This is a genomic window from Chryseobacterium amylolyticum, from assembly GCF_051011775.1.
Taxonomy (GTDB): Bacteria; Bacteroidota; Bacteroidia; order Flavobacteriales; family Weeksellaceae; genus Chryseobacterium.
In genome coordinates, this window is the sequence record NZ_JBPCHX010000001.1 from 967,154 (window position 1) to 994,101 (window position 26,948).

At 38.6% G+C, this 26,948-nt stretch carries 27 protein-coding genes; 10 read left to right on the forward strand and 17 right to left on the reverse strand.

From position 1 onward, the window contains the following. Window positions 1-13 precede the first annotated feature (13 nt). From ACR1PO_RS04170 to ACR1PO_RS04190, 5 genes are all read left to right on the forward strand, one after another. The gene (locus ACR1PO_RS04170) at window positions 14-652 is read left to right on the forward strand and encodes a vWA domain-containing protein (protein WP_332387863.1); all 639 of its coding nucleotides are present in this window, start codon (window positions 14-16) and stop codon (window positions 650-652) included. Between the two features lie 2 nt (window positions 653-654). Beyond that, window positions 655-1,293, forward strand: a complete 639-nt coding sequence (locus ACR1PO_RS04175) for a vWA domain-containing protein (protein ID WP_332387864.1) — start codon at window positions 655-657, stop codon at window positions 1,291-1,293. An 80-nt stretch (window positions 1,294-1,373) separates the two neighbouring features. Further along, on the forward strand, window positions 1,374-2,858 hold the full coding sequence (locus ACR1PO_RS04180; RefSeq protein ID WP_433985947.1) for a protein phosphatase 2C domain-containing protein: 1,485 nt from the start codon (window positions 1,374-1,376) through the stop codon (window positions 2,856-2,858). A gap of 1 nt (window position 2,859) precedes the next feature. Continuing rightward, entirely contained in the window at window positions 2,860-4,371 is a 1,512-nt protein-coding gene (locus ACR1PO_RS04185) for a helix-hairpin-helix domain-containing protein (RefSeq protein ID WP_433985948.1), read from the forward strand. 8 nt (window positions 4,372-4,379) lie between these two features. Beyond that, window positions 4,380-5,393, forward strand: a complete 1,014-nt coding sequence (locus tag ACR1PO_RS04190) for a TerC/Alx family metal homeostasis membrane protein (protein ID WP_332387867.1) — start codon at window positions 4,380-4,382, stop codon at window positions 5,391-5,393. 87 nt (window positions 5,394-5,480) lie between these two features. Here the strand turns inward: ACR1PO_RS04190 and ACR1PO_RS04195 are convergent, their stop codons facing one another. The 4 genes from ACR1PO_RS04195 to ACR1PO_RS04210 form a co-directional block, all read right to left on the reverse strand. Beyond that, a complete protein-coding gene (locus tag ACR1PO_RS04195) occupies window positions 5,481-6,059 on the reverse strand; it encodes an NAD(P)H-dependent oxidoreductase (RefSeq protein WP_433985949.1) in 579 nt (192 codons plus the stop codon). Next, window positions 6,056-7,078 (reverse strand): saccharopine dehydrogenase family protein, encoded by a 1,023-nt coding sequence (locus tag ACR1PO_RS04200; RefSeq protein WP_433985950.1) that lies wholly within the window; start codon window positions 7,076-7,078, stop codon window positions 6,056-6,058. The genes ACR1PO_RS04195 and ACR1PO_RS04200 overlap by 4 nt, the downstream gene beginning before the upstream one ends. A gap of 53 nt (window positions 7,079-7,131) precedes the next feature. Beyond that, window positions 7,132-7,698 (reverse strand): Crp/Fnr family transcriptional regulator, encoded by a 567-nt coding sequence (locus ACR1PO_RS04205; protein WP_433985951.1) that lies wholly within the window; start codon window positions 7,696-7,698, stop codon window positions 7,132-7,134. Window positions 7,699-8,011: 313 nt separating this feature from the next. Continuing rightward, window positions 8,012-9,781, reverse strand: coding sequence for an aminopeptidase P family protein (locus ACR1PO_RS04210; RefSeq protein WP_433985952.1), 1,770 nt, complete (start codon window positions 9,779-9,781; stop codon window positions 8,012-8,014). Window positions 9,782-10,112: 331 nt separating this feature from the next. Here ACR1PO_RS04210 and ACR1PO_RS04215 point away from each other — a divergent pair, with 331 nt between their 5' ends. From ACR1PO_RS04215 to ACR1PO_RS04225, 3 genes are read left to right on the forward strand one after another with little or no spacing between them, the layout of a single operon-like run. After that, the gene (locus ACR1PO_RS04215; protein ID WP_332387871.1) at window positions 10,113-10,550 is read left to right on the forward strand and encodes a DUF6526 family protein; all 438 of its coding nucleotides are present in this window, start codon (window positions 10,113-10,115) and stop codon (window positions 10,548-10,550) included. Between the two features lie 19 nt (window positions 10,551-10,569). Next, window positions 10,570-10,737 carry a phosphatidate cytidylyltransferase gene (locus tag ACR1PO_RS04220; RefSeq protein WP_332387872.1) on the forward strand — a complete coding sequence of 56 codons (168 nt, stop codon included), beginning with the start codon at window positions 10,570-10,572 and terminating at the stop codon, window positions 10,735-10,737. Between the two features lie 9 nt (window positions 10,738-10,746). Beyond that, a complete protein-coding gene (locus ACR1PO_RS04225; protein WP_433985953.1) occupies window positions 10,747-11,853 on the forward strand; it encodes a DNA topoisomerase IB in 1,107 nt (368 codons plus the stop codon). Between the two features lie 127 nt (window positions 11,854-11,980). Here ACR1PO_RS04225 and ACR1PO_RS04230 read toward each other — a convergent pair whose 3' ends face one another. The 13 genes from ACR1PO_RS04230 to ACR1PO_RS04290 form a co-directional block, all read right to left on the reverse strand. Continuing rightward, window positions 11,981-12,871 carry an AraC family transcriptional regulator gene (locus ACR1PO_RS04230; protein ID WP_332387874.1) on the reverse strand — a complete coding sequence of 297 codons (891 nt, stop codon included), beginning with the start codon at window positions 12,869-12,871 and terminating at the stop codon, window positions 11,981-11,983. Window positions 12,872-13,091: 220 nt separating this feature from the next. Beyond that, window positions 13,092-15,338 (reverse strand): TonB-dependent receptor, encoded by a 2,247-nt coding sequence (locus ACR1PO_RS04235; RefSeq protein WP_433985954.1) that lies wholly within the window; start codon window positions 15,336-15,338, stop codon window positions 13,092-13,094. Window positions 15,339-15,532: 194 nt separating this feature from the next. After that, window positions 15,533-16,426 (reverse strand): urea transporter, encoded by an 894-nt coding sequence (locus tag ACR1PO_RS04240; protein ID WP_433985955.1) that lies wholly within the window; start codon window positions 16,424-16,426, stop codon window positions 15,533-15,535. Between the two features lie 159 nt (window positions 16,427-16,585). Then, on the reverse strand, window positions 16,586-17,287 hold the full coding sequence (locus tag ACR1PO_RS04245; RefSeq protein ID WP_332387878.1) for a hypothetical protein: 702 nt from the start codon (window positions 17,285-17,287) through the stop codon (window positions 16,586-16,588). Between the two features lie 145 nt (window positions 17,288-17,432). Further along, on the reverse strand, window positions 17,433-18,221 hold the full coding sequence (locus ACR1PO_RS04250) for an urease accessory protein UreD (RefSeq protein WP_433985956.1): 789 nt from the start codon (window positions 18,219-18,221) through the stop codon (window positions 17,433-17,435). After that, window positions 18,222-18,860 carry an urease accessory protein UreG gene (gene ureG, locus ACR1PO_RS04255; protein ID WP_047094673.1) on the reverse strand — a complete coding sequence of 213 codons (639 nt, stop codon included), beginning with the start codon at window positions 18,858-18,860 and terminating at the stop codon, window positions 18,222-18,224. It lies immediately after the preceding gene. A gap of 122 nt (window positions 18,861-18,982) precedes the next feature. Next, the gene (locus ACR1PO_RS04260) at window positions 18,983-19,672 is read right to left on the reverse strand and encodes an urease accessory protein UreF (RefSeq protein WP_433985957.1); all 690 of its coding nucleotides are present in this window, start codon (window positions 19,670-19,672) and stop codon (window positions 18,983-18,985) included. A 1-nt stretch (window position 19,673) separates the two neighbouring features. After that, window positions 19,674-20,183, reverse strand: coding sequence for an urease accessory protein UreE (ureE, locus tag ACR1PO_RS04265; protein WP_433985958.1), 510 nt, complete (start codon window positions 20,181-20,183; stop codon window positions 19,674-19,676). Continuing rightward, entirely contained in the window at window positions 20,173-20,820 is a 648-nt protein-coding gene (locus ACR1PO_RS04270; RefSeq protein ID WP_433985959.1) for a hypothetical protein, read from the reverse strand. The genes ureE and ACR1PO_RS04270 overlap by 11 nt, the downstream gene beginning before the upstream one ends. A gap of 111 nt (window positions 20,821-20,931) precedes the next feature. Continuing rightward, entirely contained in the window at window positions 20,932-22,653 is a 1,722-nt protein-coding gene (gene ureC / locus ACR1PO_RS04275) for an urease subunit alpha (protein WP_332387885.1), read from the reverse strand. A gap of 1 nt (window position 22,654) precedes the next feature. Further along, window positions 22,655-23,023, reverse strand: coding sequence for an urease subunit beta (gene ureB / locus ACR1PO_RS04280; protein ID WP_433985960.1), 369 nt, complete (start codon window positions 23,021-23,023; stop codon window positions 22,655-22,657). 12 nt (window positions 23,024-23,035) lie between these two features. After that, complete coding sequence (gene ureA, locus ACR1PO_RS04285) at window positions 23,036-23,338, reverse strand: urease subunit gamma (RefSeq protein ID WP_002977652.1); 303 nt, start codon at window positions 23,336-23,338, stop codon at window positions 23,036-23,038. Window positions 23,339-23,492: 154 nt separating this feature from the next. Further along, a complete protein-coding gene (locus tag ACR1PO_RS04290) occupies window positions 23,493-23,858 on the reverse strand; it encodes a hypothetical protein (RefSeq protein ID WP_433985961.1) in 366 nt (121 codons plus the stop codon). A gap of 406 nt (window positions 23,859-24,264) precedes the next feature. On the opposite strand from ACR1PO_RS04290, the gene pruA reads away from it, so the two are divergent. After that, a complete protein-coding gene (pruA, locus tag ACR1PO_RS04295; RefSeq protein WP_433985962.1) occupies window positions 24,265-25,890 on the forward strand; it encodes an L-glutamate gamma-semialdehyde dehydrogenase in 1,626 nt (541 codons plus the stop codon). 469 nt (window positions 25,891-26,359) lie between these two features. Beyond that, entirely contained in the window at window positions 26,360-26,509 is a 150-nt protein-coding gene (locus tag ACR1PO_RS04300; RefSeq protein ID WP_332387889.1) for a hypothetical protein, read from the forward strand. Window positions 26,510-26,948 lie beyond the last annotated feature (439 nt).

Sequence of the window (26,948 nt, forward strand, 5' to 3'; positions counted from 1 at the left end):
AACAATAAAAACTATGAGAAGACTTCCTGTATACTTACTTCTGGATACCTCGGGCTCGATGACTGGTGAGCCCATTGAAGCCGTTAAAAATGGAGTTCAAATGATGCTTCATTCGCTCCGTCAGAATCCTCAGGCAATAGAAACAGCTTATGTAAGTATCATTACTTTTGACAGCCAGGCCAATCAAATTATTCCTTTAACCGATCTAGCCTCTTTTCAAATGCTTGACCTAAAAGCTTCTGGTACAACTTCATTAGGAGCTGCCCTAAGTCTGTTAGCAGATAAAATGCAGTCAGAAATCATCAAGACGACAACGGAACAAAAAGGAGACTGGAAACCTTTAACTTTTATCATGACCGATGGTGTACCTACTGATAACTGGCAAACCGGATATCAGAAACTGAAATCCGTCAATAAAGGGCTGATTGTAGGATGTGCTGCCGGACAGGGAGCAGAGGATGCTGTGTTAAAACAGATTACCGAAGCTACAGTAAGATTAGATAATGCAGATTCTGAAAGTATTTCAAAATTCTTTCAGTGGGTAACAGCATCTATTTCAACCACTTCAACCAAAGTGGAAACAACAGGAGTAGAACTGGCAGGAATAGATCAGCTGCCTCCACCACCATCTGAACTGATAATTGTGGCTTAGATATGAACAGAAGATTATTGGCTTATTTTCTGCTGGATACTTCCGGCTCAATGAGAGGAGAACCGATACAGGCACTTAATAATGGCTTCAACGGGCTTATCAGTATGCTTCGTTCAGATCCGCAAGCAATGGAATCTCTTTACATAAGTGTTATCACTTATAATCGTGAAGTGAACAATATTGTGCCTCTTATTGATCTTGCAAGTTATCAGCCTGTAGAAATAACATGTCCGGACAGCGGCCCCACGCATACAGGGGAAGCTCTTGCTATAATGTGTGATCTTGTCAGTAAAGAAATAGTAAAAGGCTCCCTGATCCATAAAGGGGACTGGAAGCCTTTACTCTTTGTTTTTACGGATGGGAAACCATCTGATATTCAAAAGTACAGAGAAATACTCCCCGATGTTAAAAAGCTTGATTTCGGAGTTATTGTAGGTTGTGCTGCCGGTCCTGAAGCAGAAATAAGTTTTTTGCAGGAACTTACCAGTAATGTTGTTAAACTTGAATCTACGGATTCCAGTACACTGGCTACTTTCTTTAAGTGGGTAAGCACTTCCATTGAAATGGGTGGGAAATCTCAGGGAACCGACGAAACAATGGTATTGCCTCCTCCACCAGCAGAGCTCAATATTATTGTATAAAATATAACGATTGTCTGACTGATTTCAGCATCATTGAAAAACAGAAAAAATCCGGAATTGAGTTTCAAAAGATGAATTTGATGATAACAGAACATGAGAATAATATGGAAACATTTTTAAAAGGCATTCTAAAAGATTTTGAGATTGAAGAAAATAAGATTGTAGAAACCACGATCTCCAAACTCAGACAAAATGCAAAAGTAAGCGACCTTGAAAAGTCGATGCATTCAATAAAAAAACAGGTTTTAGAAATCTTCAATATGTACAGAGATAAAGAGGAGTTTAAAGAAAAATATATTGCTATTCCCAATGCCAATGCAAAAAAAGAATATCAATATTCATTCAATACAGGTGAATTTCCGAATATAGTTATCCGTGAAATTAAAAATCTGGATATTGTAGGACTGCAGTTTGATCATGAAAAATCTTGTATTACAGGAACTCCCATAATGGCTAATACTATTGATATCCAAATTGTATTTTATAACATAAATGATAAAAATGAAACAGATGACATTAAAATCATTCCATTTGTAGTCAATGCAGATCCAAAAGATCTTTGGATAGATAAACCCAGTGATAAAGGCAGTAGATTCGCCAAATCAGATACCGCAACCCTGTCTGCAAAATTTCTGGATAAAAAAATTGTGATTGCTTCAAAAAGAGGCCGTTCACATGCCCATTCAGGAGCATTCAGAGATGATGATTTTCATCTGCTTGAATTGCCTGACAACTGGGCGGTCATTGCCGTAGCTGATGGAGCGGGATCTGCCCAATATTCACGAATGGGTTCAAAAATAGCAACCGAATATATCACAAAAAGCTTTGATGATACTGAACTGCTGCAGCAGCTTTCTGAACACATCATTGATTTTTTCAGTGAACACTCAGTAAACGATCCAGAAAAAACAGAACCCCAAAATACAATTGATGATATTCCGCAAGAGAATAAAGATAAAAATGAAAATCCGGAGGAGGACTGCAGACTGCAAAAAAAATCAGCCATTATCAATATTCTTTACAAAAATATAAGAAATCTTCATCATGAGCTTAAAAATTTTGCTGGCCAGGAATCTATACATATCAAAGACCTCAATACTACAATCATCTTTGCCCTAATAAAAAAATTTGATTTCGGCTATGTGATACTTAGTTTTGGAGTGGGTGACTGTCCTATCAATATCATGACTGATCAACATGAAAAAGTACATCTTTTAAATTTTCTTGATGTAGGTGATGTAGGAGGCGCCACCCGTTTTATTACCATGGGAGAAATATTTTCAAGCCCGGATATGGGAGCACGTTTTGGCATCAACTGTTTTGAAGATTTCTCAAAATTATTCCTGATGACAGATGGAATATATGACCCTAAATTCCTGGTAGAAAGCAAATTGGAGAACATTGACAACTGGAAAAAATTTCTAAGAGATCTTGATGGGGAGAATGAAGAGCTGGTGAAAGTTGACTTTGAAGAAGATTCTGATATCGAAGCCCAACTCCTTCATTGGATGGACTTTTGGAGCAAAGGGAATCACGATGACAGAACACTCGCTATAATTTACTGATATGAATATTATAAAGGTAAAATCAGTCATTAATCCATCAAAAAGTTACGAATACGTAGATGATGGAAATCCTAAAGTGGGAGGTGTAAAAGATGTCTATTTTTCACCAGACAAAAAATATGCAGTCGCTTTCTTTCGTGATTTTATAGATTTCAACCATAAAGAAAGTATTAAAAAAATTGTCACCTTATACCACAACAATATCAAAAACGGGAATTCATCTGGATATTTTTTAGATGAAATCTACAGATGGCCATATGATGCGGTTGAAAAAAATGGAAAATGGGGAGTAATTGTTCCTTTCTATAGTGGTAAATTTTTCTTTAAAAAAGGATATACAGCCAATGAAACGATCAAAAATGGTGAAAAAGTTGGAAAATGGTTTACAACTGCCTCCTTCAGAAACAAACAATATCCTTTATCCCTTGACCGTTCTGAACTGGGAGATTGGTTAAGTTATTTTCAGATTGCCATTAATATTTCCAGAGGGGTAAAAAAAATGCATCAAATGGGATTGGCCCATTCTGATCTTTCCTATAATAATGTGCTTGTAGATCCTGTCACAAAATCAGCATGCATCATAGATATTGATGGTCTGGTAGTACCGGGACTTATTCCTGCCAAAGTAATAGGGACTGCAGATTTTATAGCTCCCGAAGTTTTAAAGACCAAACATTTGAATATCGGAGATCCAAACAGGATTCTTCCCAATCAAAAAACAGATCTTCATGCCCTTCCTGTGCTTATCTATATGTATTTATTAAGGAGGCATCCTTTCAGGGGAGGGAAAATATGGGATCTCGATGCTGAAAAAGATGAAATATTGGCTATGGGAGAAAAAGCTGTTTTTATAGAGCATCCTGAAAATCCTATTAACCGCGTCAAAACAGATCATCTCAAAAAATGGAATATGTTCTGGGGAGACCCTAAGAAATTACCTTTTACCATTACGGGACCTTACCTGACAGAACTCTTTAAAAAAGCATTTATCGATGGTTTGCACAATCCTATTCTAAGGCCCATTGCCAATGAATGGGAAACAGCTCTTCTGAAAACAGTAGATCTGATCCAACCCTGCAGCAATCCGGATTGTGATGAAAAATGGTATGTCTTTGACAATACCTCTGCTCCCAGATGCCCTTTTTGTGGCACCCCTTACAAAGGAAGTTTACCCGTTATTGATCTGTATTATAAATTTAAAGATAATGTATGGAAACCTGAGAATCACAGACTGATGGTATACCATAATCAATATCTTTTTAAATGGCATGCGTCCAGAAAAGTAATCCGGAATGAAAGTCTCACCCCGGAAGATAAAAAACCCGTTGGTTATTTTACATTTTACCAAAACAAATGGATGCTGGTCAATCAGGGGCTGTCTTCTATGAAAGATCTGTCTGAGAATAAGGTTATCCCTGTTAATTCGATGGTCGAAATCAGGGACGGAAAGAAGATTATGCTTTCAGACGAAGAAGGAGGAAGACTGATGTATATTACTTTAACTCATAATTAATTCTTATTATGGATCAACAAAATATTATAGATTTACATCCAGGCCTTATCATCGGCTTTGCCTTACTTATCATGATAATGCTGTTGCTGGATCTGGGTGTTTTTAACAAAAAAGCCCATGAAGTTTCCACTAAAGAAGCAACAGCATGGTCAGTCATATGGATTTCACTATCAATGATTTTTTCAGGGGTTATCTACTGGATATTCGATCAGGATGAAGGAGGCAATGTGCTGGCCTTTGAAAAATTCACACAGTTCCAGGCTGCCTACTGGATAGAAAAAGCACTTTCCGTAGATAATCTGTTTGTTTTTATCCTTGTTTTCAGCTTTTTTAAAGTACCCAAATATCTGCATCATAAAGTATTGTTCTGGGGAATTATTGGCGCTTTAATTTTCAGAGCTATATTTATATTTGCCGGTATCGGAATCATACAGTTAACTTATCTTCCTGAGATACATATATTCGGTAAAGCAGTACAAATCAATATTGTAATGACTTTGTTTGGCCTATTTCTGATATATGCAGGAGTCAAGTCGTGGAAAGGAGATGATGATGATGAAAAAGATTTCAGTAATACTGCTGGTGCAAAACTCATAAAAAAATGCTGGAAAGTTTCTGACAATTATGACGGGGATCAATTTTTCACCATTCAGAACAGCGTTAAAATGGCTACTCCCCTCCTGATTGTAGTAGCTGTTATTGAATTTACTGACGTTTTATTCGCAGTGGATTCCATTCCTGCTATTTTTGCTATTTCAAAAGATCCTTTTATTCTCTATACCTCTAATATTTTTGCCATTCTGGGCTTAAGATCGTTATATTTCTTACTCGCAAATTTCATTCATATGTTTAGCAAACTGCCTTACGGGCTGGCTGTTATCTTAAGCTTCATTGGTGTTAAAATGCTGATATCTCCCTGGGTTCATATTCCATCACCCATATCTTTGGTAGTTGTCGCCGGAATACTCATTCTCTCAGTTCTTATATCTCTTCTTTTTCCGCAGAAAGAAGCAGCAACTTAAAATAACAGATATAAAAATACTATAGAAAAAATGTTATCCTTAATGGATATAACATTTTTTCTATAGTTTATCGGACTAAATCAAAACTCATTTTAAACTTCTACCCAATTCCTTCACTTTTTTCAGCCACTGAGCCCTCTGCTCATCTTTAGAATTCCGGATGATTCCGATGTAAGTAACCTTAACCGGTTTTACTCCGCAATATTCCAGGACAGATTTTCTAAGCTGATTAATGCTGGGCCTTCCAAAGAATAAACGGTAATACCAACCCGGCTGGTCTAATGTGGTAAGGATATGAGCCGTTTTTCCTTTCAGCAGTTTATCCCACCATACAGAGTTTTTTCTGAACTGATAGGCCATTCCCGGTAAAAACAGCCGGTCTATAAATCCTTTCATCAAGGCAGGAAGCCCACCCCACCAAACCGGATGAACCCAAACCATATGATCTGCCCATTGTATTATTTCCCAGGCCTTTAACAAATCCTGTTCAAGCTCCATCCTTTTCTGGTAGCCAAACTGCAGATTGGGATTGAAATTTAAATCTCTGATGATAATTTCCCTGACCTCAGCTCCTGATTCTGCTGCTCCCGCTTTATAAGCTTCTGCAATGCCAAAATTGAAAGAGCCTTTATTGGGATGTCCGTTGATAATTGCTATTTTTTTCATTGTGTGACATTGATATTGATAGAATCATAGGCATTAAGCTGTTCCATTAATGATAAAGGATCATGCAGCTGATGACTGAAATATACATTGTTTTCATGTGGATTTCTCAACAGTTCTTCGGCGTGCAGAACAGCAGACAAAGCGGTTAGTTCTGCCTGTCCTTTTTCACTCTGCAGACTCAGTTCCTTTTGTCCCGAAGGATCATCAACTACAATTTCAAAGACAGCCTGATCTCCGTTGCCACTCGATCCAAAAATCATTTTTCTTTCCTTTAAAGATAAAATATTGTAAATTCTGAGATATTGAAATGATCCCAACAGCCAGGTAATGAATTTTGAATTATAGGTCATTTTCACGCTCACATCAGAAATTCTTTCTATTTTGTTGAGAATGTACAAATCAGGTACATCGAAATTATAAGCACTTCTATTTCCTATTCCAAAGGAAAAATTAAAAACTTCTGTATCTAAAAAATGTCTGATGGAAACCGGTTTATCATTTTTATAATGCACAAAAGGAACCGCTACATTTTCTGCCATAAAGTGAGCTGAGCTCTCCCCTGCCAGATCTTTCACAGAATAATAGACAAAGAGCTTCACCTCATTAATATCACCTGAATCTGAAAGGGTATTAACCAACGCAGGAACAATTCCGCCCATCCAGCCTGAACTGAAAACAATTCTGCTGTTGATATCTGACCTTCCGGCAATATCATAAGCCTTTACCAAAGCCGGGGTAGGCTTCGTAATATCCAGATAATCTATTTGGTGATTCATTGCGAAACGAAGTACATGATCTTCTTTATCATTTACAGAAAGAATAATGAGACGGATTTTCTTTTCCAAAATAACCTTAAGAGAAGAAGGATCTGTAACGTCGATTTTCAGGTCTTTGTCTGTTTTTCCGCCTTTTCTTCCCCCGATGAAAACAATAAGATGAGGATTTCTGGATGTAAGGATCCGGGATATTGCTTTTCCCACTAATCCGTTTCCTCCAATAATTAAAATATTTTGCTCCATAACTTTTTTTGACAAAAGTATAGTGCATCTGTTTTAACAGACAGGACAAATGTCTAAAAAGAAATTTCCTTTCTGATACGGCTCAGGTGACGCTGTGTAATGCCAAGATAGGAAGCAAGATATTGCAGTGGGATTTTCTGAATATAATCAGGATGGTTCTTTAATAATGCTTTATACCGTTGCACTGCACTGTCCCTTTGAAGCTGAAAAAAACGGGTTTCAAGTTCAAGGTATTCCTGCTCCGCGATAATTTTTAAAAACTTTGTCCAGTTAAGGCTGTTCTGAACCAGTTCATCTACCGCATCTTTTTTAAGAATAATAAGTTCTGCACTGGTAATGGCCTGCATACTTTCTTTGCTCGGGCATCCTGAAATAAATGATGAATAGGCTGCAATCATATGGTTGGGAAACCTGAAGCAATACGTCATATCCTTTCCATCATCAGAAGTATAAAAAGAACGGAAAATACCGGACTTCACCAGTCCAACTTCTTTACATTGCTGTCCTTCCTGTATGAAATAATCATTTTTACTGATGTGCCGGAACTCGGAAAGCTTCAGAAATGCTTCAATTTCGGTTTCAGAAAACAGATTAAAGCTTCGAAAATAGTCCCGTTCCATTATATTAAATTAGTTTTAACGAAAATAAACAAAAAAAATCATCTCAGGACGAGATGATTTACCGCTTTGAATTTACTTGAGTTATTTATGAAGATATGAATGATGTTTTGTTGGTACAAATATAGGCCAGGCTCAGTTTTTATCCCTCAGTGGAATCCCTAGAATTATATCCGTAAAAATACGGTGGTGTACAAAAGAAAAGCCCTGCAGGAAATACCTTACAGGACTCTGGTTTATCTAACAATTCTTTTGTTTAAGGTTTAAAAATAAGGATAAAGCAATGATTGTCATCTACTTTCCACCATTCATCATATTAAAGGGGGCTTACCAATTGCAGGAACCATTCTTTAATCTCTCCATCCAGGTGAGGAGCAAGCTTTTCTTCACAGGTTTTGTGATAGCTGTTCAGCCATGCTATTTCACCTTCTGAAAGGATTTCCTTTACCACTGTATCTTTAAAGAATGGGCAGAATGTTAATGTTTCAAATTCATAGAATGTTCCATGAATTGTTTTTTCTGCTTCTTTTACAGCAATAAGGTTTTCATGACGGATTCCGTAATGGCCTTCAAGATAATATCCGGGTTCATTGGATAGCACCATTCCCGGCAGAAGTTCCTGAGGGTTCAGATCTTTTCTGATGTTCTGCGGACCTTCGTGTACGTTCATGAAGCTTCCTACTCCGTGTCCGGTTCCGTGGTTGAAATCTTTACCTTCCATCCATAACGGAAGTCTTGCGATGGCATCTAAGTGTACCCCTTTTGTTCCTTTCGGAAATTTCACCATTGATAATCGGATCAATCCCTGTAATACCAGTGTTGAGTTTCTTTTAAATTCTTCCGAAGGGGTTCCTAAAGCGAAAGTTCTTGTAATATCTGTAGTTCCTTCAAGGTACTGACCTCCCGAATCTAAAAGAATAGTGTCCTCATTGGTTACTTCTTTGCTTCCTTCTTTTTTGGCAGAATAATGCATGATGGCACCGTTATCTTTATATCCTACAATGGAACCGAAACTTTCTCCTACAAAGTTTTCTCCTTCTGCACGGAAGCTTCTGAGTTTCTCACCGATAGAATATTCGTTCATGGCTTCTTTTCCTGCATTGTGCGTCAACCAGTAAAGGAATTTCACCATAGCCACACCGTCTCTCACCATCACTTTTCTGAAACCTTCCAGCTCAGCTTCATTTTTTTGAGCTTTCATTAGGTTACCGGGAACAGGAGCTTTGATAAACTGGTTATCAGCTTTTAATGTTTCAAAAATCAGCTGGTTGCTGTTTGGAGAAACCAGGACTTTTTCATTTTTGAAGTTCTTCAGATAATTGTAGAATTCTTCGTAAGGCATCATTTTCACAAAGGAATCATCCATTTGTTTTCTTGCCTCTACTTCCATTTTTTCCAATCCTGTGAACAGGACAGCATCATTTTTAGTGATAACAACATATCCTAAGAAAACAGGGTTACTGTCTACATCACTTCCTCTGAGGTTTAATGTCCATGCTACATCATCCAGACTTGATATGATGTGTACGGTAGCCTCCTGCTCTTCCATTTTCTGACGGATGGCAGCAAGTTTATCTGATACGGATTTACCTGCTCTTTCTACCGGATGTACAAAAATCGGGTTAGCAGATGGAGTTCCTCTGTCTTTCCATACTTCTTTTAAAAGCGGAAGATCTACAAGGGTAATATTCTTTGAATTAAATCTTTGAGAAAGCAGCTCCCAGTTGGCATTAGAAGCAGCCAAAGCATTTACTGCCACTTTATCGCCCGAAGCAATTTCTGAAATAATCCAGTCGATATAATTAGGGGTTCCTTCCATACCGTCTTTGAAAAGATCAATTCCGGAACCCTCCAGCTCAATCGCAGCTTGTGTAAAGTATCTTCCGTCTGTCCAGAGTCCGGCCTTATCTTTGGTCACCACCACAAAACCGGCAGAACCTAAGAAACCAGACAGCCAGGCTCTCTCCTGCCATTCTTCAGGAAGATATTCGCTCATATGCGGGTCTGCAGAATATACAATAAATGCATCAACATTATTTTTCTGCATTTCTTCACGAAGCGCAGCAACTTTTTCCTTTGAAGTCATTCTTTTCTTTTTTAACCACCGAAAGTTACGAAAAATTTAAAGTCGGAAGATGAAATCAACAGGCTATTTTGCTTAATAATCTGTTATTTTAAAGGAATTCTTATTAATAAGATTGATATCCTGATATTGAATTTGTTTAAACTTTTTAAAATCAATACACTCTTCGTGGTACAAACGAAAATATACATAAATAGTGAAACTTAAACAATATAAATTTACAGTAAAGAAAATGATTGCAAAAAAGCCAAAATATATAAACCACACATACCACAAATAGCAATTTAATATCAAAATAATAAATTTTGGAAAGATTATTGCAGCATTCTACCTTATGAAACAGCAAAACTACAATAACCACAGGAAATTTTATCCGCCACATCATTTTATTTATCTCCCGGTACTGATCTTATTGGAGATTTTGGGAATTTATAAAATCTGGGATGACCCGGAAAACCGGTTGATCTGGATCTTGTTTTCTATTGTGATTTTTCTGCTTTTCTACCTTGCATTGATGACACGGCAGCATTATGCGCTGGGACTTCAAAACCGGATGGTGATCCTGGAATTTCAGCAACGGTATTTTGAAATCTTCAACATAAGATCAGATGAAACTGTTGAAAAACTGAAGTTTGACCAGATTGCTGCCTTGAGGTTTGCTTATGATGATGAGTTCAAAGAGCTTTTATACAGGGCTCTTCATGAAAACATCTCAGGAGATGAAATTAAAAGATCTATAAAAAACTGGAGAGCTGATCATTTAAGAGTCTAACATCACAAAATATACGATTATGAAAAAATTAAGCTTATACAGTATTACGATATTTAGCTTGTTGACCCTGACAAGCTGTGAGGCAGTAGAAACAATTTTCAAGGCAGGAATGTGGTGGGGAATTCTTTTAGTCTGTGTAATAGCAGGAATTCTTTTACTGATTTTTTCGAGGGGTAAAAACTCTTAACCATGCTTTATGGAGAAGAATACAGACCTGGAAATCATTTCTCACCTGAAGCCTTCAAAAATTGTTAAAATCATGAAGGACCCGGAAGCTTCTGCAAAGGCGGTACATCTTGTATATACCACCGATGCAGAAACCGCCGGAATTACCCGTAAGAAAACGGGAAAAAAATATTCCTATTACAAAGACGGTGAGAAAATAAAGGACAAGGAAGAAATTACAAGAATCAATAAGCTGGTCATTCCGCCGGCCTGGGAAAATGTGTGGATCTGCGCATTGGAAAACGGACATCTGCAGGCAACAGGTTTTGATGTCAAAAAGAGAAAGCAATACCGCTACCATCCTCTCTGGAGCGCTTTAAGAAATCACACGAAATTTTACAGGATGCTTCAGTTCGGATATGCATTACCAGAAATGCGGCTGCATATAGAACAGGATCTCGCATTGAGGAACTTTGAGAAACGGAAAATCCTTGCCTTAATTGTAAGCCTTATGCAAAGAACCAACATCCGTATCGGTAATTCTATCTATGAAAAACTGTATGGATCTTTTGGCTTAACGACTTTGAAAGGTAAGCATGTACAGGTAAAAGGGCAAAAGATTACTTTTTCTTTTAAAGGAAAAAAAGGGGTTATGCATCATGTTGACCTCCGAAGTAAAAGATTGGCGAGACTTGTTCAGAAATGTAAGGATATTCCCGGGAAAGAGCTTTTTCAATATTTTGATGATGAAGGAAACCGCCATTCTGTAGATTCGGGTATGGTGAATGAGTATATCAAAGAAATCAGTGGCGAAGATTTTACAGCCAAAGATTTCAGAACATGGTCCGGAACGGTAAGTGCTTTAATTGCCTTTAAAGAGATCGGGTATGCCGAAAATGATACTCAGTATAAAAAGAAAGTAAAAGAAGCCCTGGATATCGTTGCAGAGAATCTGGGGAATACATCGGCCGTCTGCAGAAAATATTATGTCCATCCTTTAGTCATTAACCTTTACGAAAACAATACCATCAAAAAGTATCTTGACGAACTGGAAGTTATTGAAGAAAACGACGGAAAAGCCGATCTTACAAAGGAAGAAAGGCTGGTGCTGAAAATTCTGGAAAACGAGCGGATGTAGAAGATGGAAGAATGAAAGCAGGGAGATGGAAGTTATGAAACTCCTAAAACAACTTTCTGAATTCTCAACTTATTTTGATCAGGCTACTGCAATACTTCCAGCATCTGACTTCCCGCTTCCCGCCCTATTATATTGAAATCCTGCTGTTGTTCAGAAACTGGATTCTGTATTCCTTCGGGGTTATGCCTGCAATCTTTTTGAAAAGCTGGGTAAAATGCGAGGCAGTATGAAAATTCAGCTCGTAAGCAATTTCTGCAATATCCTTGCTGGAGTGAAGTAATGCTTTACTGTAATTGATATCAATCTCATTGATCCACTGTTTCGGGGATTTTTGGGTAACGCCTTTTACACATTTGTTCAGATAACTTTCTGTTACAGACAGCTTGTCGGCATAAAAAGCCACTCTCTTTTCTCCTACATGATATTTAAAGAGTAAATCCCGGAACTGAAGGGATAGCTCCATGGGACGTGTTGCAGATTTATGATGGGTATCAGAATCTGTGCTCAGCATTTTGATCAATATGAGGTGAAGCATTGTTACCACTACGTCATTCACATTGAGGTTATTCAGCCACAATTCCTGTTCCATGATGGGAAGAAGCTGGGTAATGGTTCCGTATGTCAGGCTGTCGAGATTCAGGAAGGGTGTCATGAAAAAGATGCTGCTTTTATGTTTGGGCAGTTCCTGCTCGGACAAAATATTGTTTTCATAAGCCAGGAAGAAACCTTCAATATCATCGGATAACTCAACGGTTGCAGTAATCGTCCCTTGTTTGATAAAGATCACTCCGCCTTTTTCAGCATGGTATTCTTTATTTTCAAGGTATTGCCTGATATGGCCATTGGTAACGAAAATAATAAAATTGAACGTTGTACGATACGGAATTACCGGCATCAGAATTCCTTTAAGATAATTTTCTATCCGATATAACTGTATATCAGCATTATTAGCCAATATTTTATCCGTAATATTCGGAAGAAAGAGCTTCTTGTATTGAAAATTGGATAGTACTTCCATAATGAATTGATTGTTACAAATTTAATGCTGAAATTGTATTATTGGGAGGTTTTTGTATAATGTCGGATGTATGTCAGATGTAAAATGTCGGATGTATAATGTACAATGTATAAGAATGACATTATCTGAACGATCGTTTTATTTTATCAAAAAAATAATTACCGCCGCTACATTATACATTATACATTATACATTATACATTATACATTATTACATTACACTAGAACTTATAATACACTCCTACTCTCACTCCAAAAGGACTTCCCGGTGTGTAGGTAAGATCTGTAACAGGTTCAGCTTCTCCTTTCAACTGGGTTTCGGTTGCAAACTGGGCTTCGTTCCATTTTACGTTGAAAAGGTTATTAACCTGAAGATTGGCACCCCATTTCTGACGGTTATAGGAAAGCATAAGATCATTGACAAAATAGGCTTTGGTCCTGATACTGTTATCCTCTACAGCCGGTCTTACCCCAAGATACCTGTACTGGATCCCTAATGAAAAGCCATTCAGGAAGTCCCAGTTTACAGATCCGGTACTGGTAACTACCGGAGCCAGCGGAACATAATCCTGTCCCTTTTCTTCTTCGGTAAATCTGGCGTGGGAATAATTGACATCCGCATTCAGATAAAAATTTTCCAACGGCTGGAAACGAACTCCAAGATCTGCCCCGAAACGTCTTGATTTCCCGGAAGGCTCTACTACAGCATCATCTCCTACGTAGACAAATTCCTGCTGCAGATCCATATACCATAATGTTGGAGTTATAATCAATGATTTGAATGGGTGCAATCTTACCCCAAAATCTGCACCTATAGAATATGGAAGCGTATTTTCGTTCTTATTGGGAACTACCACTCTCAGATCATTGGAGTGAAAGCCCATTCCTGTTTTCAGGAACCACATCACATTATCGTTCTGAGCGTAGGAGAAGTTCAATTTTGGACTTAGTCTTGTTGCTTCTTCTGACTGTCCGGAAGGTAATTGTTCAGGATCCAGAAGGTTGTGCAGATTGAAAATAAAATGATCTACTCTTAATGCAGGATTAATTGTCCATTTTCCTGTTTTCCAAACCAAACCTGAGTAAGCATGGAGATTCGTCTCAGTTCCGGTAACATCAGACATTCTGTTCAATAATAAATCCCTGTGATAAACATGATTAAGCTGTAAGGTATTAATATCATCATTTCTTAAGCCTATTCCTGAAGTCCAGTTTAAAGCGCTGTTTGCAAGGGAAAACGTTTTTGTATATTTTACTTCAGCTCCGTAAATATTTCTACCGTCAGTCTGCTGGATTTCATCCCCATGTTCTTTATCTTTTAAATTAAAGGTGAAGTCAGAATACAGATTGAAATTATACTTTGAATAAAAAGCCATTGCATCAATCTGTTCGGAAGGAGAAATAATGTGCTTAAAATTCATCTGAAGATTCGTTCTTGAAGTTTTCCCGCCTTCAGTAGGATCTATACTTCCCCATCTGCCAATAATTCCTTCATCTACGGCACGTTCCGGGATCTGTCCGGAAGCATTCCAGGAAGAATTAAATGTTGAAAACTGAATGTTGAAATAATCATTATCCGTAAGCCATTGATTGTATTTTCCGAAAATATTAACCCTGTTAAAATTCTGTTTCACATCGAAAGGGCCGTCGGTATAGTTGTATTCTGCTGCCACATAAGCATTTTTTCTGCCCAGATTATCATGCAGAATATTGAACATTCCCAAGATTCTTTTTGAATTAAATGAGCCTCCTTCCAGTTTAATCATACTGTTTTTCAATCCGTTGTACGTCTGAAAATCTACATATCCCGCGGTATTAAAGTCTCCGCGATCCATGTAATATGCCCCTTTTCCAAAGTCTATATTGTTTACCGTTTCGGGAATCACAAAGTGCAGGTCAGAATATCCCTGTCCATGGGCATGAGAAACGATATTTACAGGCATTCCGTCTACATTCACGCTTACATCGGTCCCGTGATCGGCATCAAACCCTCTTAAAAAAAGCTGTTCCGCCTTTCCTCCTCCGGCATGCTGAGCAATAAAAAGTCCCGGAACTTTTCTCAACAGATCCTGCGCCGAGTTTACCGGAAATTTATTCAGATCAACCTTTGTAATGGCTGATAGAAATGAACTGTGATTGATAGCTACTTCTGAAATCTGAAAAGGCTTATGCTGTAAAAAAATAACTTTATTTTTATCTTCATCATTAGTCACCACCCATTTTACCTCATCATATCCCTGACGGCTGATCACGAGGGTATCAGGAAGAGATTTTACAGGAATGGCAAATGTACCGTCTGTTCCTGTATGGGTATGGCTGTTTCCGTGGTCGTATTTTACCAAAGCATCAGCAATGGGAAATTTGTCATCTGCATCTTTTATCAGCAACTTTTTTTCTGTTTCCTGCGCCATCATTTTTCCACTGAATGCCATGACTAGAAATACAGCTGCTATTTTTGTTATTTTCATTTTTTTTTATTTTTTTGTACAATGTATAATGTATAATGTATGATGTATTAATGATTTTAGAAGTTAAAAATCAGAGAGAAATGGTGACTTTTGCTTTGCAGGTGAATCATCAGAGAACTTTTAACTTTAAATATTGAACTTTAAACAGTCTTCCACTCTCCAAAAACTCTCATATCCTCAAACTCTCCCATTCTCTAACCATTAGATCTCGCTTTAAGAAATACCTTCTGAATTAAAAGTGTAATCCACGTTCCGGCTACGAATGGGAAAGTAAATACTCCGCCAACGCTGTCCAGGCAATGATTGTCTATTAAGAGATCATCAATGGCAATGGTAATAAGGACAGCAATAAGCACCCACAGGCCGTCTGTCTTTTTGACTCCGGAAAAAACGATAGCGGAAAGCACCGCATTGAATCCGAATAATCCCATGTGGATTTCTTTGATGGGTTCTCCATTCAACTGTGATAATCCGGCACCAAGAATAGATGCTGCCAGTCCGTATAAGGCAGCTATCGGAGAGCTGATGAAAACAGCAAGAAAAAAAATCATTCCTGAAAGAACTCCACCCTGGAATATCACCTCACCAAAACCATTGGTACAGGCAAGAAAATCATCATATTCTGTAGGAACTACTTCACTGCTCAACATCACGGAAGGTGGAATATGGGTAAAATGATGGAGCGCAAAAACCAATACCCAGGTAATGATGATAAAAGGAAAAGTAAACACCGGAATTTTCTTCCGGATAAAAAAATGCTGGATAACAGCAGCCAACGCTCCACCTAATAGTATTAAAATCCAGATCAATACCGTAGTTTCGAAAAGAAAGGCCAGGGCTACTCCCACCAGCGCTGCACTGAAACCGTACAGTCCCGCATTAATTTCAGATTGATCATATTTAAGCTTCATTGCTGTGAAAGTTCCGGCTGCTGTTGAAAGCAATACCGCAACTCCACACTGCCAGCTTCCCAGGAAGATCCCTATAAGAAACAGAATCCCGGTCCATCTGTTTTCCTGAAGCATAATCTGCCCGATTCCTTTTAATATATTGTCTAAAAAAGGTATTTTTTTGAAAAATTCGTTCATAGTTTTTTGTATAATGTATTTTTTTGTACGATGTAAAATGTACTGATGATCTGGATAAGGCAGTAGAGGTTAGAAACAGGAAATAGAACTTTACTCTAAAATTCTTACACTCTCAAACTCTCTTACCTCAAACTCTACCACTCGCACCCTTAAACCCGTTTACCATCCAAGAAAGACCATTCCGACTCCACAAACGGTTACCACAGCCCCGCTTACCACACCCATATATCTTTCCAGTTTTTCGGTATTAAATAGTGTTGAGTAACCATAACGTCCCAGAAGAACCATTCCAAGCATGGTTAAGACTGTAGTTGCAGTGAAAGAAATTACCAGTACAGCAATTTCAGACATTGAGTGTTTTACTCCTGAATAAAACAATAAAGGAATCAATGGTTCACTTGGTCCCATCACGAAAATCATAAATAATACAAGCGGGGTTACTTTTATTCTTTTCTGAGGCATTACCACTTCGCTGTGATTGTGTTCGTATACATAGACATCGTCCCCCATCACATCGAAATGCTTATGAGGCTTGTTTCTGATCGCCTGAATGAGACCATATACCAGATAAACACCTCCGAAAATCAGCAGTGCCCATCCTGAGAAGTTTCCCCTGATATCCTGAAACCAGGAGATCTTATTCAGCTGCCATCCGAGAAAAACCCCGATAAAGCCCAAAATCAGAGAACTGAATACGTGTCCGAAACCACAGACAACCGTTAATATTGCTGTTTTCGTACCGCTCCACTTTTTGGATTTTGAAATCACGATGAATGGCAGGTAGTGATCCGGCCCTGAAGCGGTGTGTATAAAACTTATTGAAACGGCACTCAAAAGAAGTGCCCAAACTGTACTATCCATTTTTATTAATTCTGTTATTTCAGATTCTTTATTAAGTTTTGGCTAAAGCCAATGGAAAATTTCTTTTGCTAAGCGGGCTAAAGCCCGCTTCTATTGAAGATATCAGGATCCTTGTCAAGGTTTTGAACCTTGACAAGGATGTCTTTTATTCCAACGACCAGAGAATTTCCTGAATATGCAGGAAGAAGTTATACATTACTTCCCCACCGTATCCCAAAGCTCTTACCACAAAACCGTTGTCATCCATTGCTGAAACCCCTGTTTCCATCTCTTCATGGTGCTGCGCGGCTGCTTCAACTATTTTTTCAATCAATCCGTTTTTGTCTACATTTTCCTTCGTACTGTAGAAGATCAGGGTTCCCTGGTGGGTATATTGTTCCAGGTTTCCGATGCTGCTGATCGGGATCATATCAGGTTGAATCAGAACATTATCTTTTACAACCAACTTATTGTTGTGATAGATTTCCATTACATTCTGAAAACGTTTCAGTTTAAAGACTTCCCCATAATGTTTTCTTCCGCAGGTAATGATCTCACTGATGATAATCTGGCTGTTTTTACCGATATGAATCTTCGCCTTGCTTTTAAAATTGGAATCTTCATGGGGAACTATCGGATGAGGAACATAAGCAAAAGAGGTTTCATCTTCCATAGTTACGTTAAGCTCCTGAACTGCTTTATCTTTCATGTTGAAAAGCCTCTGATAGGATTGCGACTGCAGCTGAAGTGCGGCTCCTTTTTCAAGAGCAACTTCCAGATGGTAGTGGTCTCCATCCAGAATTCCCGGGGAGGAGCTCATCACCATCTGATAGAGCTTTTTGTCATTTTTTCGCTGTCCTACAGAAACTACTCTGAAAGGGAGCGAGACATACAGGTCTTTCATATAGGATTCTCCTCCTTTGAATCCTGCAATAATTTTTAAACGACTGTCCATTTATCTTACCAGGTTCGGTTCTTCAATTTCCTCCAGAAGAGCATATTTTTTGATCCAGCCTATTACTTTGTCCAGTCCTTCATCCGTTTTCAGGTTGGTGAATACGAAAGGATTTCCTTTTCTCATTCTTCTGGCATCATTTTCCATGACTTCAAGGCTGGCTCCTACGTAAGGGGCAAGGTCAATTTTATTGATGATCAGTAAATCTGATCTTGTAATCCCAGGTCCTCCTTTTCTGGGGATTTTTTCTCCTTCTGCTACATCGATAATGAAAATGGTAACGTCTGCAAGGTCCGGACTGAATGTCGCTGAAAGGTTGTCTCCTCCACTTTCAATAAGAACCAGTTCGATCTCAGGGAAACGTGCTGCCAGCTCATCTACCGCTTCAAGGTTCATACTTGCATCTTCACGGATGGCAGTATGCGGACATCCTCCTGTTTCCACTCCGATAATTCTGTCGTGGGGAAGAAGGCTGTTTTTTGCCATAAACTCAGCATCTTCTTTGGTATAAATATCGTTGGTGATCACTCCAAGATCATACGTACCAAATAATTTTCTGCTTAACCTTTCCAGTAATGCAGTTTTTCCTGAACCTACGGGGCCTGCTACTCCTACTTTTATATATTTTCTATTTTCCATTTTCTTTAAGTTTTATTTTTTAACGCTATGGGCGCTAAGTTTTTAATTGTGAATATTTTTTGACTGCAAGGATGTTTTATTCAGAGGACAATTCGGCAATCTGCTCTTCTACCTCTTACCTTTTAGGACATATAAAGCCTTGAATACAATCTCTCATGCTGCATACATCTGATGTCAAAGGCAGTATTACAAAGCCCTATCATATCTCTGTCCAGTTCTATAGTTTCTAAAGCTGTTTTTTCCATCACAGGGTAAAGAGAAAAAAGGATATCCTGTCCGTCCAGCTGTCCAAGAGGAACCAGCTTTACAGCATTGGTAATCATTCCTGCCACTGAAGTGTAATAGAACCCTAAAAGTGACTCGTACAAAGGAATTTTCATTAAATAAGCATACACACCAAATACAATACAGTAATGAGAATTCACCTCCTTGTTTTGAATCGCTTTTTCAAATGCTTCCATTAGAGGAAAACGCTCTCTTCTTTTGAATATTTTGATCAGCCTTAATCCTAATTTCTGGCTGGCCTGGCGGATTTCCTTCGGACATTTGATCGCATTACATTCATTATCCAGTTCTAAAAGCTGTTGAAAATCTCCCTTTTCTGCTGCTTCATAAGCCAGCTTTGCAAAAGCTCCGTCATTGAATTTAAGATTGTACTGAAGCATATTCTGCACAAATTCTTTTGCAGTTTCTACGTTATGTACTATTCTTTCCTGCACGTAAGTTTCAAGTCCGTTGGAATGGGTGTAGCCTCCGATGGGAAGTGTAGGATCCGCCAGATGAAGCAAACCTGACAGAAAATTTATGTTCATGCTATTCATCTTTCGGAGCTGCCATTTTTAAGATTTTGGTAAAAATTGTGGAGCCAAGACTGCCATGTCCATGAGGTTCTACATTGGATTTCAGAAGATTCAGCAGCTTCACAGATTGTTTTTCCGGATTAAAGCCGCTTGCCTCCAGCCATCTGAACATCGGCATTTCAAAAGGAAGCAATACTTTATCATTCTGAATGAAAAGCGGAATATGTTTGTTTCCGATCTCATAACATACGGTACCCATTTCCAGCAATGAAGCGGGTGACATCACGATAGCTTCTGTTTCCAGAACACTGACTGCGATTATTTTTTCTGAATCCTCAAAAAGAATATCCCCTTCACGCAGGCGCTGTCCCTCTCTGAGAAATCTGATCGCGACATCAGTTCCCTGTCTGGTTTTTTTGCGCTGGATTCTTTTCGTCGTTTCAAACCATTCCAGATCAAGATAGTCTATGGTTTTCCCTGTAGGATTTTCAGCAAGATTGCCTATGATTTGATTAATTATCATTGTTGGATTTTTTTCTGAAGTCTAAGTTTTTGGAGATTCCTACCCCGAATGTTGAACCACTGATTCCTGCTATATAGCTTTTTGTCCAGCCCTCTTCTTTCGTTTTGGTCTGAAGCATAGAAAGTTCTGCAAACTTGAATTTCAGTGCCCAGCCGCCACCTAACAATATTCCGATCAGGGGATAAGCACGAAGGCGGAATCCGTTAAAGTTCTGCATCGCATCAGCAGCTGTTGACAATTGCTGTCCCCAAACGTAATGAGCATCTACCTGCCCTATCAATACAAAGTATTTCCCAAGCATTAATGAAGGACTATACCAGATACCTGCTTCATTTTGCTTATAAGCCACATGATGATCAACAGAATTTTGTGAGTAGGCATAATTAACCCCGATAAGATCATTATTATTAATAAAGTATCCCACTCCAAGCGGTGCACTGGAAACCGTACTGCTGCTGCTTGACGGTGTGGTAATTTTAGAATAGTCCAGGGAACCATAGATCATAAACTGGCCTTTTGGTCCTTCTTCATCGCTTTTCAGCCTGTGCCCTCCTAAAAACTGAGCACTTACCTTACCGGAAAGTAACAACATTCCGGCTACAGCAACAGAAAAAACTGTTTTATTTAAATATTTCATTCTAAACGTAGTTCTATAATTGTTTTAAAATATGATCTGATACATTTTTTCGTTGTTGAATAAACCTAACAGGTTTTTGAAACCTGTTAGGTTTGATTCATAAAATTTATCTTAGAACAAATAATACAACTGTGTTAAAGGAAGTTTCTCTGCCGGTTCACATGTGATGTATTCACCGTCTACCGTTACTTTATAATTTTCAGGATTCACTTCAATTAAAGGCGTCTTATCATTATGGATAAGGTCTTTTTTACCAATATTTCTGCAGTTTTTTACCGGAAGAATCATTTTCTCCAGCTTGTAAGAAGCAATAGTTCCGTTATCGATAGAGATCTGGGAAACGAAGTTGGCACAAGTTCCGAATTTAGCTTTTCCGTGTGCTCCAAACATATTTCTGTAAATAATCGGCTGAGGTGTTGGAATAGATGCGTTAGGATCGCCCATTTTTGCAGCAATTACAAATCCTCCTTTTACAATCATTTCCGGTTTCACTCCAAATAACGCAGGTTTCCAGATCACCAGATCTGCCAGTTTTCCTTTTTCAACAGATCCCACATATTCTGAAATACCATGGGCAATGGCCGGGTTTATGGTATATTTGGCCACATATCTTTTGGCACGGTAGTTATCGTTATCTGTATGCTGATCTTCTTCCAAAGCACCTCTCTGCTCTTTCATTTTGCTTGCGGTCTGCCATGTTCTGGTGATCACTTCTCCGGGTCTTCCCATCGCCTGGGAGTCTGAACTCATGATGCTGAAGACCCCCATATCATGAAGAATATCTTCCGCTGCAATAGTTTCCGGACGGATACGTGAATCCGCGAACGCTACATCTTCAGGAATGTTTTTGCTCAGGTGGTGGCAAACCATCAGCATATCCAGGTGTTCATCAATGGTATTTACGGTGTAAGGGCGTGTAGGGTTTGTAGAAGCCGGCAATACATTGGGATACATGGCCGCTTTAATGATGTCCGGTGCGTGGCCTCCCCCTGCTCCCTCCGTGTGGAAGGTGTGGATTACTCTTCCATTGATTGCCCTCATCGTATCTTCAAGGAATCCTCCTTCATTCAGGGTATCAGTGTGGATGGCAACCTGAACATCATATTTATCAGCTACTTTCAGTGCGGCATCAATCGTCGCAGGAGTTGCTCCCCAGTCTTCGTGGATTTTCACTCCCAAAGCTCCTGCTTCCACCTGTTCTTCGATAGGTTCTTCTGCTGAACAGTTTCCTTTTCCGAAGAAACCAAGGTTCATTGGATATTCTTCTGCTGCTTCAAGCATTTTTTGCATATTGAATCTTCCAGGAGTAACCGTTGTGGCATTCGTTCCGTCATTCGGACCTGTTCCTCCGCCGATCATCGTTGTGATTCCGCTGTACAAAGAGGTTTCAATCTGTTGAGGACAGATGTAGTGAATGTGAGTATCGATACCTCCGGCCGTTACGATATATCCTTTTCCTCCGTGAACTTCAGTTGAAGCCCCGATGATCATATCAGGAGATACACCATCCATTGTATCAGGGTTTCCAGCTTTTCCGATTCCTACAATTTTCCCATCCTTGATTCCGATATCTCCTTTCACAATTCCCCAGTGGTCTATAATTACAGCTCCGGTGATGCAAAGATCCAGAACACCTTCATCTCTTTTCGCGGTAACATTCTGTCCCATCCCGTCACGAACGGTTTTTCCTCCTCCGAAAACGGCTTCGTCACCGTAATGGGTGAAATCCTTTTCAATTTCAATGATAATTTCAGTGTCTCCGAGTCTGATTTTGTCTCCTGCTGTAGGACCCAATATATTGGCGTATTGTTTTCTGTCTACGGGTAAGCTCATCTTAGTGATTTTTAAAGTTTAACTCTTCTACTTTTGCAAGACTTTCTCTTTTCTGGTCTTCGGAATCTATCTGTCCGTCCACAAGATTATTGAAGCCCATTGCTTTTTTTGTTCCTCCTATTTCTACCAGCTCCACTTCTTTTTCTTCCCCCGGCTCGAAACGTACTGCAGTGCTTGCTACAATATTCAATCTCTTTCCGAAAGCCTTTTCGCGGTCAAAGCCCATCGCTTTATTAACTTCAAAAAAGTGGAAGTGTGAACCTACCTGAATAGGGCGGTCTCCTGTATTGGTTACTTTTATTTTTACAGTTTCTCTGCCTTCATTGCAGATAATTGTACCTTCTTTTACAAAAATTTCTCCTGGTATCATGATGAGTAGGTATTAACGGATTGGATTGTGTACGGTTACCAGCTTCGTTCCATCCGGAAACGTCGCTTCAATCTGAACATCGTGGATCATTTCTGCCACGCCGGGCATCACATCCTCTTTTGTAAGAAGATTAGCGCCTTCCTGCATTAGCTCGGCTACTTTTTTTCCATCTCTTGCACCTTCAAGCAAGAAGTGGCTGATCAGTGCTATGGATTCAGGGTAATTTAATTTAAGGCCTCTTGCCTTTCTTTTCAGAGCGAGTTCGCCTGCCAGAAACAGCATAAGCTTTTCCGTTTCTCTCGGTGTTAAGTGCATAGTATTTTTATTTAAAATTGGACAAACAGAATTCTGTTCACCTTTTTGTAAAGGCAAATAGAAATGTTCAAAAATGTAATGTGGGAAATGATTATTACGGATCTGTATTCACATCAATACAAACCATAAAGTCATTACGATTTTAAAAAAGGGATTAGCAGCCCGCAATCTGCAGGGAATGATACAGGATGTACCTTGGTGCTGTAATATAAATACGGTTTTGAACGGCCGCAACCCGTGTACTGTAAGTGTAGCCGGCAAAGAAGTAATATAACCACTGCTGCGTAAGTACTGAGTAATCAAATTTCACTTTCTCCCAGTCATTGGAATCCTGCACATCCTGCACATCTGAAAAACTGTACATTTCAGGCTGGGTCTGCTGATCGGATTTCTGCTGAAGAAGATGAATTTTTGAAAGAATATCAGAGTATGGCTGAGTTTTCCCTTTATGTGCAAAAAGACCTGCACACAGCGCTGAGAAAAATATCACAAAAGAGAAAAATAAGACTCTTTTTTTCATATCTGTTAATAATGCTGTAAAATTAGAACAATCTGAAAGCCCCGGCTATCAAAAAATTTATTTAAAATGTTCAAAATCGCAACAAATGCAATTTTATGTATTTTTAACATTCAGCTACAAATCCTTTATTTACAATGCTTAAGAACCCTCTATAAACTATGACAAATATTTTTTTGTCCTTATTCCTATAACTATGACTATTCACCTCTTCTTTTCCTTCTATTAAAAAAACAGGATCAACACATGTTTTATTATCAATTATATTGGCTCAAAAAATAGTATTCACTAAGGATTAATCAAAAATTAAGCTTATTTCACAAAATCAGTCGGCATTTTTTCTTTCCTTATAATTATCGTAAATTTGTATACACATCTTATTTAATTTAATAAAATAATAAAACGTAATATGTCAAAAGCAATTTCGCAAGTACCATTAGCGGTAAACGAGCCGGTAAATTCATATGAACCGGGATCTCCCGAGGTTAAAAGCCTTATCGACACTTATAAAAAAATGTGGGCTGAAAAGGTAGAAATCCCAATGATTATCAATGGAAAAGAAGTAAAAACTGATACAAAAGTACAGCTTCAGTCTCCACAGGATCATACGCATGACTTCGGATTCTATTACCAGGGTAGTATGCAGCATGTGGATGACGCTATCAACGCGGCATTGGCAGCTAAAAAAGAATGGAATGAACTAGGCTGGGAACAGCGTGCAGCAATTTTCTTAAAGGCAGCCGATCTTTTGGCTGGTCCTTACAGAGATGTGATCAATGCTGCAACAATGATCGGACAGTCTAAAAACGTACACCAGGCTGAAATTGATTCTGCTTGTGAGTTTATCGATTTCTTAAGATTCAACGTAGAGTTCATGACAGAAATGTATGCTGAACAGCCGGTTTCTGACAACGGAATCTGGAACCGTGTTGAGTACAGACCATTAGAAGGCTTCTGCTTTGCAGTAACTCCTTTCAACTTTACAGCGATTTCCGGAAACCTTCCGACTTGTATGGCCATGCTAGGAAACGTAGTGGTTTGGAAACCATCTGACAAGCAGGTATATTCTGCAAAAGTAATCATGGATGTATTAACAGAAGCAGGTCTTCCTGCAGGGGTTATCAATATGATCTTTACTGATGGTAAAGAAACTGCTGAGAAAGTATTGGCTCACCCGGATTTTGCAGGTCTTCACTTTACCGGTTCTACAAAAGTATTTCAGGGAATGTGGAAAATGATCGGTGACAATATCCACAACTACAGAACATACCCAAGAATTGTTGGAGAAACAGGAGGTAAAGACTTTGTAATTGCCCACCCGTCTGCGAACGTAGAAGCTGTAGCTACGGCATTGGTAAGGGGTGCTTTTGAATATCAGGGGCAAAAATGTTCTGCAGCGTCAAGAGCGTATATTCCTAAATCTCTTTGGGCCGATGTGAAAAAAGTAATGGAAGATCAGATGAGTACAATCAAAATCGGTTCTCCTGAAGATACTTCTAACTTTGTAAACGCTGTTATCGACAAAAATTCTTTCGAAAAATGTAAAGGATATATCGACAGAGCCAATGCTTCCGGTGAAGCTACTGTTGCAATCGGTGGAAAATATGATGATTCTAAAGGATGGTTTGTACACCCAACGGTAATTGAAACTACCAATCCTCACTATGAAAGTATGGTAGAAGAGATCTTCGGCCCAATCTTATCCATCTATGTATATGAAGATAAAGACTGGAAAGAAACACTTAAGCTGGTAGATTCTACTTCTCCTTATTCATTGACAGGTTCTGTATTCTCACAAGACCGTTACGCAATCAACGAAGCTTATAAGGCTTTAGAAAACGCTTCCGGTAACTTCTACATCAACGATAAGCCAACGGGTGCTGTAGTAGGACAGCAGCCTTTCGGTGGAGGCAGAGCTTCAGGAACAAATGACAAAGCAGGCTCTAAAATGAACCTTCTGAGATGGGTTTCTGTAAGAAGCGTAAAAGAAACTTTTGTTTCTCCGAAAAACTACAAATATCCATACCTTGGATAATAAGTAATAAGTAATAAGTAATAAGTAACGGGCAATAAGCAATAATTGTCTGTTCTTGACATACAGCCTCGGAATTTCGGTTTCGGGGCTTTTTTGTGGAGTAATACGGGTTTGGGATTCGGGGGTTGTATTCCGAGTTATGAGGCGGTGTTAAGAGTTCAAAGTTTAGTTTTAAAATTAAAAGTTACTGATAACCAGAAAAAATACTCTTCACTTCCCCTACACTCTCTAACTCTCTAACTCTCTAACTCTCCCTCTTCACACCTCATACCTCGAAGCCGCAACCCTCCCCTCACTAACATCTTTTAACAAACTTTACGGATATTTTACGATTTTTAATGCCCTGTTAGGAATAATTATTGATTTTCCGTTATTATACACCCCAAAATAAAATAATATGAAAAAGTTATTGCTAACAGCCATCGGAATAGGAATATTTGCAGTGAGCTGTGGAACCAAAGAATCGACAATGTCAACAAGTAATCGTGATTCAGCAACAGTAGAAAGTACACAAAAAAGTATACCCCCTACCACCACTGATACAATGACTACAAAAATGACGAATCCTGACACTATCAAGATAAAAAAGGATTCTATGGCAACGTCTCCTGTCAAATAGTATTTATATACGTTTAACTTAACATGGAAAATCTGCAGATGAAAGCGCTGCAGATTTTTTTATGATAAAAGGTAAAGGATAAATGGTTTAATTTAATTATCGGATGAAAAAATCAGGTTTTGGCTAAAGCCGGATGAAGCTTGACTATAATGAGAGTGGCTAAAGCCTACTTCTATTGATAGCCTGGCAAATAGCTTAATGAAAAAACCATTTTATTCTTCAACGTTGTTGAAAATAATGTTATATAGATCCCTGCAGAATGACAAAAGAATTAAGCAGCACCAAATACATGATACAATCAGTCCTTGACATTCCGTAGGAATTTAACCATTATTAATTCTATAAAACCTGATGAAAAATTAAAAACAAAGAAATTCCCTTTGATATTTGACATCCAAATGTATAATAGATGTTTAATAAGAGTATCTTTTATCTTTTA